General features: G+C 52.4%; 15 protein-coding genes. 1 reads left to right on the forward strand and 14 read right to left on the reverse strand.

Annotated elements, in window-relative coordinates; translation table 11 throughout:
- Nucleotides 1–35: 35 nt before the first annotated feature.
- Both V3851_RS05325 and V3851_RS05330 read right to left on the reverse strand, forming a co-directional pair.
- Nucleotides 36–185: a hypothetical protein gene (locus tag V3851_RS05325; RefSeq protein ID WP_331845483.1), complete on the reverse strand. Its 150-nt coding sequence runs from the start codon at nt 183–185 to the stop codon at nt 36–38.
- Nucleotides 186–909: 724 nt separating this feature from the next.
- A complete protein-coding gene (locus V3851_RS05330) occupies nt 910–2,865 on the reverse strand; it encodes an FUSC family protein (protein ID WP_331845484.1) in 1,956 nt (651 codons plus the stop codon).
- 137 nt (nt 2,866–3,002) lie between these two features.
- On the opposite strand from V3851_RS05330, the gene V3851_RS05335 reads away from it, so the two are divergent.
- A complete protein-coding gene (locus V3851_RS05335) occupies nt 3,003–3,875 on the forward strand; it encodes a LysR family transcriptional regulator (protein WP_331845485.1) in 873 nt (290 codons plus the stop codon).
- Between the two features lie 12 nt (nt 3,876–3,887).
- On the opposite strand, the gene V3851_RS05340 is transcribed toward V3851_RS05335, so the two are convergent.
- From V3851_RS05340 to smc, 12 genes are all read right to left on the reverse strand, one after another.
- On the reverse strand, nt 3,888–4,010 hold the full coding sequence (locus V3851_RS05340; protein WP_331845486.1) for a hypothetical protein: 123 nt from the start codon (nt 4,008–4,010) through the stop codon (nt 3,888–3,890).
- 271 nt (nt 4,011–4,281) lie between these two features.
- The gene (gene trmD, locus V3851_RS05345) at nt 4,282–5,061 is read right to left on the reverse strand and encodes a tRNA (guanosine(37)-N1)-methyltransferase TrmD (protein ID WP_331845487.1); all 780 of its coding nucleotides are present in this window, start codon (nt 5,059–5,061) and stop codon (nt 4,282–4,284) included.
- A gap of 2 nt (nt 5,062–5,063) precedes the next feature.
- The gene (gene rimM / locus V3851_RS05350; protein WP_414859271.1) at nt 5,064–5,582 is read right to left on the reverse strand and encodes a ribosome maturation factor RimM; all 519 of its coding nucleotides are present in this window, start codon (nt 5,580–5,582) and stop codon (nt 5,064–5,066) included.
- Between the two features lie 22 nt (nt 5,583–5,604).
- On the reverse strand, nt 5,605–5,799 hold the full coding sequence (locus V3851_RS05355) for a hypothetical protein (RefSeq protein WP_331845489.1): 195 nt from the start codon (nt 5,797–5,799) through the stop codon (nt 5,605–5,607).
- A 22-nt stretch (nt 5,800–5,821) separates the two neighbouring features.
- Nucleotides 5,822–6,076, reverse strand: coding sequence for a hypothetical protein (locus V3851_RS05360; RefSeq protein WP_331845490.1), 255 nt, complete (start codon nt 6,074–6,076; stop codon nt 5,822–5,824).
- Nucleotides 6,077–6,149: 73 nt separating this feature from the next.
- Complete coding sequence (locus V3851_RS05365; RefSeq protein ID WP_331845491.1) at nt 6,150–6,380, reverse strand: KH domain-containing protein; 231 nt, start codon at nt 6,378–6,380, stop codon at nt 6,150–6,152.
- Between the two features lie 22 nt (nt 6,381–6,402).
- The gene (gene rpsP, locus V3851_RS05370) at nt 6,403–6,675 is read right to left on the reverse strand and encodes a 30S ribosomal protein S16 (RefSeq protein ID WP_114495920.1); all 273 of its coding nucleotides are present in this window, start codon (nt 6,673–6,675) and stop codon (nt 6,403–6,405) included.
- A 65-nt stretch (nt 6,676–6,740) separates the two neighbouring features.
- Nucleotides 6,741–8,117, reverse strand: coding sequence for a signal recognition particle protein (gene ffh / locus V3851_RS05375; protein WP_331845492.1), 1,377 nt, complete (start codon nt 8,115–8,117; stop codon nt 6,741–6,743).
- A 51-nt stretch (nt 8,118–8,168) separates the two neighbouring features.
- Nucleotides 8,169–8,522 carry a putative DNA-binding protein gene (locus V3851_RS05380; protein ID WP_331845493.1) on the reverse strand — a complete coding sequence of 118 codons (354 nt, stop codon included), beginning with the start codon at nt 8,520–8,522 and terminating at the stop codon, nt 8,169–8,171.
- A gap of 226 nt (nt 8,523–8,748) precedes the next feature.
- Nucleotides 8,749–9,396 carry a PAQR family membrane homeostasis protein TrhA gene (gene trhA / locus V3851_RS05385; protein WP_331845494.1) on the reverse strand — a complete coding sequence of 216 codons (648 nt, stop codon included), beginning with the start codon at nt 9,394–9,396 and terminating at the stop codon, nt 8,749–8,751.
- Between the two features lie 70 nt (nt 9,397–9,466).
- Nucleotides 9,467–10,468, reverse strand: a complete 1,002-nt coding sequence (ftsY, locus tag V3851_RS05390; RefSeq protein ID WP_331845495.1) for a signal recognition particle-docking protein FtsY — start codon at nt 10,466–10,468, stop codon at nt 9,467–9,469.
- A 23-nt stretch (nt 10,469–10,491) separates the two neighbouring features.
- A complete protein-coding gene (gene smc, locus V3851_RS05395; RefSeq protein WP_331845496.1) occupies nt 10,492–14,064 on the reverse strand; it encodes a chromosome segregation protein SMC in 3,573 nt (1,190 codons plus the stop codon).
- Nucleotides 14,065–14,387: the final 323 nt, after the last annotated feature.

Here is a 14,387-nt window from a genome sequence, read left to right on the forward strand (position 1 = left end):
ACCCCTTTCACTGGAACCTCTCGTTTTAATATTGTTTAGGCCGCCTCCCCAAACACCTCCTCAATCTGCGCGATTATTACTGCTTTCGCTTCGGCTGCGGAGATTTTGACGACGTATTCAGCGTTGACCCAATCGTAAACATTTCCGATAATTGCTGTGTGGGAGACTAGCGTCGTCTTCGTCAATATGCGTCATCCTCGCGATATCGCCTACTGCAAACTCTTCGTCACATGTGTGATTAACCACGCGCACATAATCGTCAACGCGGATTTCAAGATGCACTTCGAACTCAGCGATTTCAGCGCGTTTCCGTTCAATGGCTTCGCGGATTTCGGCCGAAGATTGGCACAGATTCGACGTGGCGAAAAAAAGTATAATCTTCGTGAGTTCCGTAATCGCGATCACCATCCTCGTCGAGGGCATAGACATAGCCATTTGCGTCCTGCGTAAGATAAAACGCACCGACTGGGAAAGACGAGTAATCCACGACACTTCGTAAAATATGCCAGCCTTCACTAGTCCCTCAGTCTTCATATAGCGCTCGTCGTCGTATTCAATCTCGCGGTGCTCAGCATTTTAACTCTGATTAATTTCGCCATTACGGTCCGTTCCGTGAGGCCGACGTTGTTTTGATACGTGTCCACCGCTCCAGTCAAACGATCCGGCCCGACCGTTACGCTGACGTAGCCAGTAATGCGTCCGGCAAGCTGCCGATTGTACGGTGTCCACTTCGTTTACCGTAACGGCGATTCCGACTTTACCGACAATTGTAAACTCTCCAGCGCACTTGCTGCATCAATTCCGTTTACCGTCGCAAATGCTCCCTAGTTTGGCTTAGCGCTTTCTTCTATCATATTGAATTTCTTCTGTTGTTCCGCCATCTCTTTCGCAATCTCTGCGTAGTTGTCGTTAGTTAATCTGACTCCATAAGTGCACCGAGTTTTGCAGCGTGGCTATTTCATTGCTGATCTTGGAGAAGCCTTCAAGTGCAGGGATATTTTTTATGGTCAGCGGCTGTTTGGAGTCGAATTCCATAGCCATCGTTTCAAAGATGTACAACAGCTGGGACAAATCTTCATCGGCGAGTACCGGCCGCTCATTATATTTCAGGCTGGCGTCGAGGAAGTAACCCATTTGCACAATCGAATAAATGACCGGCCAGACGGAATCCAGCTTCTCCTTGTTGATATGCAGCTCTCCTAATGCCGTTGAATAAACCGACAAAAGATTAAGCGTATTGGTCTGCATCTTTCTCCGTTCTTTACTCTCATCGATTGAGATTTGCCCGTTGTTTCCGGAGAACAATCTGACCAAATACTGTCCCTGACTCCGGAGCGTCTTGGCGATATAATGGTTCAGCAAATTGGATGCCAGCCTTCTTCCGATCAATACCGTTCCGGCAAGACCGATGATGCTGCCCACGATAATATCGACAATTCTTACCGAGGCAAAATACGAGAAGTCAAACTGCTGTGTCGAGTACTCCGCCATAACGAGAGCGGAAGGTGTAAAGAACATGGCGGCAACGCCATAGCTTCGAACAATAAACGTCTCTGTAAGAAACGTTAGTGCAAATATAACCAAAGCAACAGTGTAGCCGTTATGAACATGGGCCAGAATGAGACTCGCAATCAGAACGCCAACAACGGTCCCCAACGCCCTTTGAATGGAGCGGTGAAAAGTACCGACAAAAGTAGATCCCGCCATCACCGCGGCACAGGACAAAGGAATCCAATAGGAACGCGGAAAATCAAAAGAAATGGCAACCACTGCCGCAAAAAATATGACGATTCCCGTTCTCAGCGCCGTCAAAAATACGATTGAATTTTTATCGTAGCTTCCCATAAGCACCGTTTTTAATTTGGGTTTTGAGATCACGATATTTTTCCGATACAGGTCCGGCGAGCCGTCCAATAGCGCATAGGCACGGTCAATGCTTTTACATAAATCCTTTAATTCACCGTTAAATTCCTCCGGTCCAGGGAAACTCTTGTCGCCGGCTGTTTTGTTTTCGATAGAGTTTGCAATAATTATCATGGAATCCACTAATTCTTCAGGTATTTTGGACTTTCTTTCAAACGATGCTTCAAGAATTTGCAGAAAAATATCATTGGCTAACTCGTTCAACAGCAAAAGCCGCTTGAAGTTGTCCGTTTCGGTTAAGGATGAATATCCCGCCAACAAGGTGTTTTCGGCTTCTTTCAGCGCCTCGACGGTCCGGTGTCGGGCCGTATTCATCTTTTCCGTGCCAACTGCATCCAATAGCTTCGCTAGCTCGGAATAAACCTTTTTCACCGCATCCAATTCGGGTTTATGCGGGTTTATGAACCAACCGAGCATACTGACGACCCATGCCAAAGCTCCGCCCAAAAACACAAGCCCGCCGCGGAGCGGGGCCAGGGAGAGATCGACCGGCATGCCTGTAGCCATGGCATAAGTCAATACGAAAAAAATAGCCGACGGTCCTGTAATTCTTAAAGCCCCAAAAATAAATACAGGTACAGCTCCTACGAACGTCATGACAACGGCTGCACCAAGCGGATAAGGAGCCATTAAGGTTCCCAATATGACGGAAAGAGTAAGCCCCAGCATGATCACAAATATCCTTCTGGCTCTTTGCGCATAGGGCTGGTTAAACACATACAAGTAGGTAAACCCCCCGAGGCTGGCCAACAATCCGTAATCCAAATGATTGAATAAAATTCCGATAACCACAGGGAATGCCGATACAAAAGCGGCTCGAAGCGCCTTCAGATATGGAAAAGGTTTGTTCTGTAATTGAAAAGCCTGCTTAAAAGCCGAAGGAATCGTGTTTGCTTTAATTCCCTTCGCTGCCATTGAATTGGATTTTTTTATACTGTCCACCACATTTCATCTCTTTCTTAACCCTTGTTTATACTATTTCCAGTGTATCGTTCGGATAATAATAACGTCCATTTTATTTTTTTTATAAAAATGATACCTTTAGGTTATCAATAAAACAGAAAGAGGTCATGTATCCGATGGAATGGCAGCAGCTTGAATATTTCCAGGTGGTCGCAAAAACCGAACATTTCAGAAAATTAGCGGAGCTTCTATCCATCTCCCAGCCGGCACTCAGCCGTTCCATTGCCAAGTTGGAGGAAGAGCTCGGAGTTCTCCTGTTTGAACGGACAGGGCGTTCCGTTAAGCTTAACCGGTATGGAAAGGTATTTTTGAACCGGGTAGAACGCGGATTGAAGGAATTATCGCTCGGAATTGAAGAGGTGAACCAATTAAAAAATCCCTACATGGGAACCGTTTCTCTCGCATTTCTTCAAACATTGGGCATTACGATTCTGCCCGATATCCTTCGACGGTTTACGGAGCAATATCCCCATGTAAATATCCAGCTTCATCAAAATAAAATATCAAACAGCATAAATCAACTCCTCGATAGAGAAGTTGATTTATGCCTGATCAGCAAATTCGAAGAACATCCCGATATCCGTTGGCGGCCTCTTCTGCATCAGGAATTGTTTGTATACGTACCTTCAAATCATCGGCTTGCGGACAAAACCTCGATAGAACTTGCGGAGTTGTCCAAGGATTCTTTTATAGGTTATAAAGAAGTCGAAATGCAGGAAATAATACGCCGTTTTTGTGCCGAAGCCGGATTTGCTCCAGCCGTCAAATATGAGGGTGATGACGTTTCTACGTTGGCCGGTCTGGTATCCGCCGGACTCGGAGTCACCATAATCCCCGAATTTCATGGAGTCGCCCGAGATAAAATCAAACGGATCCCCTTATCCAAACCCCATTGTATTAGAGAGATCGGCTTTGCCTGGTTAAAAGAAAAGCGCTTGTCTCCATCGGCGGAGTTATTTTTGGCCTGTGCGTTTAGGCATCAATTTTAGCCTGTTCAAAAGCTATTGCCGTCTCGCATAAAATTCCAAAATATCATCAACCGTCAATAGACGTTCTTCCTCCCATTGCATGCTGTCATGCTGGGATTGCTGCTGTTTTTCCTGTTGTTCCGGTTGTTGTTCCATTTTCATGCCTCCTAAATCAGTCGAACCTGCTCGGACAACCTTGCCGTCTCTTTATTACCCATTTCAGCGGCTTTTGCATCTTTGTCACGGAATCGTCACTCTAGACTATAAAGGTAGGCAGTCATTTTCCGGACACGGAATAACATTATTCCACTCAATCTTGTTTATTATCCAACATGAATATTACGCAACAACAAACGGCTTTCCATCTCCCCTTTTAATGCAAAAAAAAGAACCGCAGCCCAGACTGCGATTCTTTTTTGCTGTATTATTAATTTTCCTCTTCCGCTTGTTCCTGAAACTCCTTCAGCCACTTTTCATCCTGCGGGGTTAAGTCGAGTGTAACGAGCAAATCCGGACGCCGCCGCCAGGTGCGGCGCAGCGCTTCTTTGCGCCGCCAGTCGGCGACGTTGGCGTGATGGCCGCTGAGCAAAATGTCCGGCACCTTCCAGCCCCGGAATTCAACAGGACGGGTATAGTGCGGGTACTCCAGCAGCCCGGTGCTGAACGAATCGGTGACCGCGCTCATTTCATTGCCCAGCACGCCGGGCAAGAGGCGCGCGATACTGTCGATGATCACCATTGCCGGCAGCTCTCCCCCCGTCAGCACATAATCACCGATCGATAATTCATCGGTCACGAGATGTTCCCGGATCCGTTCGTCGTAGCCTTCATAGTGTCCGCAAATAAAAATCAGATGCTCTTCGCCGGCGAGTTCCTCTGCCTTGCGCTGCGTAAATGTTTCCCCTTGCGGGCACATCAAAATAATCCGCGGGGCTCGGGAGAAACCGCCTTCCGCCTTGTCGGCTTCTTCCGCCCTCGGGGCCAGCAAATCCTCGACCGCATGAAAAATAGGCTCCGGCTTCAGCACCATCCCGCCCCCGCCGCCATATGGCGTATCGTCAACGGTACCATGCTTGTTTCCTGCATATTCCCGGAAATTGACCGCGTTCAAGGATACGATGCCTTTTTCCCGAGCTTTGCCGAGAATGCTGCTCGAAAAAACCCCTTCAAACATTTCAGGGAACAAAGTCAGAACGTCCATGCGCATCGTTACAACAGCCCTTCCATGAGATGAATCTTAACGAGCTTGGACTCTACATCGACATCCAGGACCACGTCGTCGATCACCGGCAGCAGCAATTCTTTGCGGGAAGGCAGCTTGACCACCCATACGTCATTGGCGCCCGGGCGAAGAATCTCTTCAATTACCCCGATCTCGTTACCTTCGTCGTCAACAACCCGGCAGCCGATGATCTCATGGAAATAATATTCGTTTTCCGGAAGCTCCACCGTATCTTCCTTGGGTACCTTCAGATCATAACCTTTATATTTCTCAACCTCGTTGATGTCTCCGAATTCCTGAAATTTTACGATGTACATCTGCTTATAAGGTCTGGCCACGGCGACCGTTACCTCAAATTTCCCGCCCTGCTCCGGATGCACGATAAGCAGCTTCGCTTTCGCAGCGAAACGCACCTCCGGAAAATCCGTATGCGGCAAGATCTTCACTTCGCCGCGAATCCCGTGCGTATTCACGATTTTTCCTACCGACAAAAATGAATCCATAATAACCTCCCTAAAACTTGTCAGACTACAACGGCGGAACGTCCTCATCCGCATCAAAGCCGTATTTAACTTTCATTCGTTCGTACAGCTCAAATCCGTCATTGCGGAGTACGATGCTCCGGACCGCTTCACGCCACTCCTGTTCAATCCCCGTCGGCTCTTCCAAGGCGAGCCGATCGCCGTTAAACTGCCCGTGCAATTCCGACAAATCCGTAGTCAAAAGCTCCAAATTCCTGATCAATTTATTTCGCCGATACATTGCCGAGCCCCAGCAGAATTTCTTCGTCCGCCGCGCGGCCTCGGAGTTGTTCGATGACGGAATCCGTTTCCGTCACGGCCGAATCGATCCCATAATTAAAGGATTGATCCAACAGTAGGGAATAGCTTTGCTGCTGCGTTTGTTTGTAGGGTAACCATTTTACGTTGAAAAATAGGCTTACTAGCAAACACGCAAACAAAATAAGAGCGGCAAACCGCCAATATCCGGTCTTCTTCATCTCCCGTTTCCCCCAGCTTCAGCATGTACGAAAAAGGGTTAGGACAAACATCCTAACCCCCTTTCGTATATCTTTAAGACATGATGTCAACGGTAACCCGTTTATCCATCTTGACGGCTGCCGATGCTACAACCGTGCGGAGCGCCTTGGCGATTCTCCCCTGCTTGCCGATCACTTTCCCCACATCATCGGGATGTACGGACAGCTCATACACAATCAGGTGTTCCTTCTCCACAACGCTCACACGGACATCGTCCGGATGATCAACAAGAGCCTTCGCAATAACGCCGACTAATTGTTCCATATGAGACCCTCCGAATCAGCACTTATTTCTGCTGCTTAAGCTCATGAAATTTCTTCATTACGCCCGCTTTGCTGAGCAGGTTGCGAACGGTATCGGATGCTTGCGCACCGTCCTGCAGCCATTTCAATGCTTTTTCTTCATCGATGTTCACTACTGCCGGCTCAGCTACCGGATTGTAGAAACCGATCTCTTCGATAAAACGGCCGTCACGCGGGGAACGGGAATTCGACACCACGATACGATAGAAAGGAGCTTTATGAGCGCCCATGCGTTTCAAACGAATACGAACTGCCACGAAATTCACCTCCTTTAAAGAATCAATCCTACAAAATAATATTTCATCCGGTTAGGCACGGGCCCTTACCGGAACGGAAATCTCATGCCCTTGCCGGCCTTGCCGAGCTGCTTCATCATTTTCGAGCCCTTGCCTTTCGGGCCCATCATATCGGAGAACTGCTTCATCATCCGGCGCATCTCGTCGAACTGCTTGATCAGGCGGTTGACATCCGCGAGCGTGGTTCCGCTCCCGGCGGCGATCCGCTTGCGCCGGCTGTGGTTAATCATATCGGGGTTCTGCTTCTCCTCTTTGGTCATGGAATGCACGATCGCTTCCACCCGGCCCATTTGCTTCTCGTCGACCTTGATGTCCTTCATCTGCTTCATCTTGCCCATGCCCGGAATCATATCCATAATCTGGTCGATCGGACCGAGCTTCTTGACTTGATCCATCTGCTCCAGGAAATCATCGAACGTAAATTCCGCGTTGCGCATTTTCCGTTCCATTTCCTTCGCCTTCTCGGCGTCGATATTGGACTGCGCCTTCTCGATCAGCGACAGCATGTCGCCCATGCCGAGAATCCGCGACGCCATCCGCTCCGGATGGAACGGCTCGAGCGCGTCGATCTTCTCCCCGAGTGCGGCAAACTTGATCGGGCAGCCTGTGACCGCCTTTACCGACAAGGCCGCGCCGCCGCGGGTATCCCCGTCGAGCTTGGTCAGCACAACGCCGGTCAGCTCAAGCTGTTTGTTGAAACTGTCGGCCACATTCACGGCGTCCTGACCGGTCATGGCGTCGACGACTAGGAGAACTTCGTCCGGCTTTGTCACCTCATGAATCTGCCGGAGCTCCTCCATCAGTTCGTCGTCGACATGCAGCCGGCCCGCCGTATCGATCAGCAGGTAGTCATTGCCGTTATCCTTGGCATGCTGCAAAGCCTGACGGGCGATTTCCACCGGGCTGTTGCCCTCAGGAAGCGTGAATACCGGCACCTTGATCTGTTCGCCAAGCACCTGCAGCTGCTTGATCGCAGCCGGCCGGTAAATATCCCCCGCAACCAGCAGCGGGCGATGATTGCCCTTCAGCAACAGCTTGGCCAATTTGGCCGAAGTCGTCGTCTTACCGGCACCTTGCAAGCCCGCCATCAGCACGACGGTCGGCGGCCGGTTGCTCTTCGCCAGCTTCGCCTGGCTGCCGCCCATCAGCTCCGTCAGTTCCTTGTTGACGATGTCGATGATGACCATGCCCGGCGTAAAGCTCTCCATGACCTCGCTGCCGACGGCCTTTTCCTTCACTTTGGCGATAAAATCCTTGACCACTTTAAAGTTGACATCGGCTTCCAAGAGCGCGAGGCGCACCTCGCGCATCGCTTCGTTCACGTCGTCTTCCGAAACCTTCCCTTTGCCGCGCAGCTTGCTGAATACGCTTTGCAAGCGGTTTGTCAATCCTTCAAAAGCCATTCTTTAGGTCACCTCCGTTCGTTCCCTTGTCTTTGCTAATAGCCGGCGACATTACAGTTGTCCAACCTGGCGCAGCAGGCGCTTTGCCGTCTCTTTATGTACCTCGGACATCCCGCTGTCATCCAGCACTTTCTCAAGCCGAGCCAGCAATTCGCCGAGCTGCTCATCCTTCCGGAGCAGGCCCAGCTTCTCTTCGTATACCTCTAACATCTCTTCCGCCCGCTTGATATGCTCGTAAACCGCCTGGCGGCTGATTCCAAACTCCGCGGCGATTTCGCCCAAGGAAAAATCGTCGAGAAAATAATATTTGAGAAACGTTTGCTGCTTTTCGGTCAGCAGGGTTTCGTAAAAATCGAACAAAAGGTTGATCCGGTTTGTCTTCTCAAGCCTATTCTCTTGACTCATCTGGGCACCCCCTCCGTCAAGGAAAAACACTTTACAGCGCATCAACGTTCCTTATCATACCGGATGGAGAATCCCTTGTCAAGTAATTCTCCTTAACATCCTTCTGAATGATGCAATAAATATAATAATAAAATTTTTCGCCAGTTCAAAAAAGAACCTTCAACACCATAATCCAATGGTACCGAAGGTTCTTTTACATGATTTCAGTTTTGCCTAAGGCCCTGTTCTACCAATTCGGAAGCAAATACAGCAAAATCGCAAAGAAATGCGTAACGCTTCCGGCGAGTACGAACAGATGCCATATCGCATGATGGAAAGGAAAAGCCCGCCACACATAAAATATCGTACCGAGCGTATAGAGAAGTCCGCCTGTCACCAGCAGCACAATCCCCTCAGAAGGCACAGCGACCGTCAGCGGTCCCCAGGCAATGACGATCAGCCAGCCCATGATCAAGTAGAAGAACGTCGACATGAACAGGAACCGTTTGACGAAGAACGCCTTGAACACAACGCCGGCCAGGGCGATGCCCCAGATGACCCCGAACAAGCTCCAGCCGAGCGGTCCACGGATCGCTACCAGCAGAAACGGTGTGTACGTGCCTGCGATGTAGATATAAATGGAGGAGTGGTCAAAAATCTCGAACAAATCCTTGGCTTTGCCCTCCTTGAAGCTGTGCACCAGGGTGGAACTCAAATACAGCAGCAGCATGCTCACGCCGTAAATCGTAAAGCTGACGACATGCCATGCGGTGCCTTTCAAACTGGAAAAGACGATCAGCAGCACCAGTCCCGCTATGCTGAGCATCGCTCCGATCCCGTGGGTAATCGCGTTGGCGATCTCCTCCCGGCGCGGATAGGTATGCGTATTGGCCATCATTTCGCCTCCCGTCACATTGGATTATTGAGTACATATCACTCAATATACGGTCATCCGCCCAAAAAAGTTACTCCCGTTCCTCTTCGGCTTCGTCTTCTTCCCGGATCAGCCCCGCGAAAAGACCGTGGACGAATTGCTCGGAATCGAATTTCTGCAAATCCTCCATCTTCTCGCCGAGACCGACGAGCTTCACCGGCAGGCTCAGCTCCTGGCGGATCGCGATGACGATCCCGCCCTTGGCCGTGCCGTCCAGCTTGGTCAGCACAAGGCCGGTCACGCCGCTCTTCTCGCCGAATAGCTTGGCTTGACTGAGCGCGTTCTGTCCGGTGGTGGCGTCCAGCACCATCAGCACCTCATGCGGCGCATCCGGAATTTCCCGCTGAATGACGCGGAAAATTTTGTTCAGCTCCTCCATGAGGTTAGTCTTGTTCTGCAGCCGTCCGGCCGTGTCGCACAGCAATATGTCGGCGCCCCGCTGCTTGGCGGCCTGCACGGCATCGAACATGACCGCCGCCGGATCGGAGCCGGCCTGCTGCTTGATCACCTCGACGCCGACGCGCTGGCCCCACACTTCCAGCTGTTCGATCGCACCCGCGCGGAAGGTGTCGCCCGCCGCCATAATCACCTTTTTGCCCTGCTGTTTAAAGTGGTGGGCCAACTTCCCGATCGTCGTCGTCTTGCCGACCCCGTTGACGCCGACAAACAAGATGACGGTGATGCCGTCCGGATTCAATCTCAGCTCGTTATCTTCGTCGCCGCGCAGCAGCCCGATCAGTTTCTCGGATAATATCGGCTGCAGTTCGGAAGCCTCCTCGATTTTCCGCTTCTTCACTTCGGCCCGCAGATCGTCGATCAGGTTCATCACCGTATTGACGCCCACGTCGGCCCCGATGAGGATTTCTTCGAGCTCCTCGAAAAATTCCTCGTCGATTTTTTTGCGCCGGGTAACGAGCTCAGTGACTTTTTCCACAAAGCCCTTGCGGCTTTTCTCCAAACCGTCCTTAAACTGTTTCGTCACGGATTCGGTTTTGGACGCGATGCTATCTTTCAGTTTTTTAAAGAAACTCATAGGTTCCCTCCTATTTTATACACTCAGGCAATCTCCATCGATTCCTCGTCCTCCAGCTTGACGGAGACAAGCTTGGACACGCCGCCCTCTTCCATCGTCACGCCGTACAGCACGTCCGCTTCCTCCATCGTCCCTTTGCGGTGCGTCACGACGATAAACTGCGTTTGCTCCGAAAACTCGCGCAAATACTGGGCGAACCGGACGACATTCGCTTCATCCAGCGCCGCCTCGACTTCATCGAGGACGCAGAACGGCACGGGCTTGACCTGCAAAATCGCGAACAGCAATGCCATTGCGGTCAAGGCGCGCTCTCCGCCCGACAGGAGCTGCAGATTTTGCAGCTTTTTGCCCGGCGGCTGGGCCACGACATCGATCCCGGTCTCCAGCAAATTGTCCGGGTCGATCAGGATAAGATCGGCTCTGCCTCCGCCGAACAGCTTGGAGAACACGATGACGAATTCCCGGCGGATCGCGTCGAAGGTCGTTTTGAACCGCTTGGACATTTCATCGTCCATTTCCTTGATTACCTGGTACAGCGTCGTTTTCGCCTCGACGAGGTCATTCTTCTGCTCGCTGAGGAACTGGTAGCGCTCATTGACCCGTTGATACTCCTCGATCGCGCCCAAGTTGACCTCGCCGAGCAGCGAAATCTGACGTTTCAGTTCCTTGACCTCGCCCTGCGTTTGCGTCACGTCCTCGGGTACCGCATATAACTGCTTGGCCCGCTCATAGCTCAATTCGTAGTCTTCGGCGAGCTTGCGCAAAATATTATCCAGCTCGACATCGAGGCGGTTGGCCTGGATTTCAGTCTGGCGGAGCTGCTCCTCGACGTTTTTCAGTCCAAGCCGCTGCTCCTTCGTTTCGCTCTCGCCTTCCTCCAGCTTTTTCGTCAGCACGGTCCGATTGGCCCGCTCCAGCTCAAGCTGCTCGCCGGCGCGCTCTTTCTTCAGCTTGTAATCGTTCAGCTCCTCGCGCTGGCTGACGCTTTGCCGCTCGTTTTGCTCCAAGTCGGCCTCGATCGATTGTAAAATGCTGCGGTTTTGCTCAAGCTCCCGCTTAAGTACGGCGCAGTCCTCCTCGGAACGGCGCAGTTGATCGCGCAAGGAGGAGCCTTCCTGGTCAAGCTTGCCCTCGCGGACCTTCAATCCGGTCAGCAAATCCTGCAGCTCTTCCTTGGCCGACTCGTTGGCCTTGCGGGCAAACTCGGCCGCCTGTATGGACTGCTGAACGGTTTGCTCCTCCTGACCCAGCTCCTTAAGCTTGGCCTCGCCCGCCGCCTTGCTCTTGTCGAGCTCCTCCAATTCCTTGAGGTAATGGCCTTTCTCCTGCCCGTACAGCTGGAATTGTTCGGAGACATGCTTCCATTCGTGGTCGACCTGCTTCAGATCCCCGGCGACGGATTGCTCCTCCGTCCGCTTGTGGTCCCCGGCTTCGCGCAATCTCGTCAGCTCCCGCTCGGCGGATTCCGCCTGCTCGCGGATGTCCTTCAGACCCTTGCGCAGCTTGTCCAGCATATTCTCGCTTTCGGCGATATCGGCATCAAGCTGCTCCAACTGGCGCTTGCGGCCCAGCAGATTGCTGTTCTTCCGGTGCTGGCTGCCCCCGGTCATCGAACCACCGGCATTGACGACATCGCCCTCCAGCGTCACGATGCGGAACCGGTATTGGCAGCGCGCCGCCATCTTGTTCGCGCGCTCCAGATCGCTGGCGAAGACCACATTGCCGAGCAGACTGCCGACGATGTCGGCATACCGAGGCTCAAAGCCGACGAGCTCCGCGCCGATGCCGACAAAGCCGTCGGCATCTTCCAGCTGCCGCTTGTCGGCGGGGGAGATTTGCCGCGGCCGGATGACGTCCAGCGGGAGAAAGGTCGCTCTGCCGAGCTGGCGTTGCTTCAGGAAGGCGATCGCCTGCCGGGAGACGGCCTCATTCTCCATGACGATATGCTGCATCGCGGCGCCGAGCGCCGTCTCCACGGCGATCTCCAGTTTCTGCGGCACGCTGATCAGCTCGGCGACGGCCCCGTGTACCCCGTTAAGGACCGACTTGCGCGCGGCTTTCAATACTTCCTTAACGCCAAGGGCGAAGCCGTCGAAATCCTCTTCCATTTCCTTCATCGTATCGCGCCGGGACACCAGCGCTTCGCGTTTCTGTTCCCATTTGCGGATGCCGCTGTGGCTCTCCTCGGCCAGCTTCTGCAGGGATTGCACCCGTTCACTTTCCGAGATATACTTGCCGCGCAGCTCGGCAATCTCCTTGCCGAGCTGCTCCAAGGCGAGTTCAAGCTCGCGCTTCTTGTCTTTCAGCCGTTCGAGCTCGTCCCGCCATTTGGCTCCTTCTTCCTCCGAGCGCTCCATCCGGCGCTGTACGCTCTCCTTCTGCTGGTCGGCGTAACGGATCTCACCCCGCGTTTGGGCCATCAGGTTCATGATTTCAAGCAGTTTGCCTTTCAGGCTCTCTTCCTGCTCCTGGCTGATTCCGCCGGTGACGCCGACGAGCTTGGCCTCCTCAGCCGACAACTCGGAGCGCAGCTGCGTGAGCTGCTTCTCCGCCGCCGTGAACTTGGCGGCCAGCTCCTCCATCTCCGCGGACCGCTGCGCGTAGCGCTCCTCGCTCACGGTGAGCGATTGCCGAAGCTGATCGCGGTTTTGCGTCAGGTTCTTCGCCCGCTCCTTGAGCACTTCGCCGAAGCCCTCGGTCTTCTCGTAGCCTTCGCTGAATTCCAGCAGCTGGCCCTGTAGCTTCTCGATCGTCTCCTCGACCTGGCGCAGCGCGAGCCGGTCATTTTCCAGCTTCGCGTCATGGGCCGATACGACCGTGGATAAAGCGAGCTGCTCTTCCTGCAGTTTGGTCAGCCGGGCGTTGGCTTCGCTCCAGGTTTGATGAATCTGCTCGATTTGGTGCACATACAGGGAAATTTCTTTATTTTTCAACTGCTCGCGCAGTTCCTTGAATTTCAAAGCTTTATCCGACTGCTCTTTGAGCGGACCGATCTGGTCCTCGAGCTCGCTGATCAGATCGTGAATGCGCAGCAGATTCGCTTCGGTCTCGTCAAGCTTGCGCCGGGCGTCGCGCTTGCGGCTTTTGTATTTCACAATGCCGGAAGCTTCCTCGAAAATGCCCCGCCGATCCTCCGACCGGGTGCTCAGAATTTCCTCGATCCGCCCCTGTCCGATAATCGAATAGGCTTCCTTGCCGATCCCGGTATCCATAAACAATTCGGTAATATCCTTGAGCCGGCAGGATTGCTTGTTGATAAAATACTCGCTGTCCCCGCTGCGATGAACCCGCCGGGTGACCGTCACTTCGCTGAAATCGAGCGGCAGGGCGTGATCCCCGTTGTCGAGGGTCAACGACACCTCTCCGAAATTCACCGCTTTGCGCGCGTCGCTGCCGGCGAAGATGATGTCTTCCATTTTGCCGCCGCGGAGCGATTTGGCGCTCTGTTCGCCCAAGACCCAGCGGATTCCGTCGGAAATGTTGCTCTTTCCGCTGCCGTTGGGCCCTACCACGGCGGTAATGCCCCGGACGAACTCCATTTCCGTCCGGTCGGCAAAAGATTTAAAACCAGCTAATTCGATCCGTTTCAAAAACATACGCTCACGATCACCTCTAACGAGTATTGTACCATACGCAGGCAGCGCAGTGGGACAAGCGAAACGGCCATATTCATTGGGCCTATGCTCCTTACTGAAAAAGAAAACCGCTCCCTCTTTGCCGCAGTCCCTAACTTAATTGTTGTATTCTATACAACATATTGGCTTGTCAGAGGCGCCGAGCCTCTTAAATGTTGCAGTATATACAGGATTTTGACCCGGATAGACTTCATCCAGGCTTTGAATGATAAAAATCCTGTACAAATTACAGCTTTAAGCGGACAAAATATACGTTTGCAAGCCAAAATGTTGTATATAACGCA

The sequence above is a fragment of the Paenibacillus haidiansis genome, assembly GCF_036553665.1.
In the GTDB taxonomy this organism is placed as follows: domain Bacteria; phylum Bacillota; class Bacilli; order Paenibacillales; family Paenibacillaceae; genus Fontibacillus; species Fontibacillus haidiansis.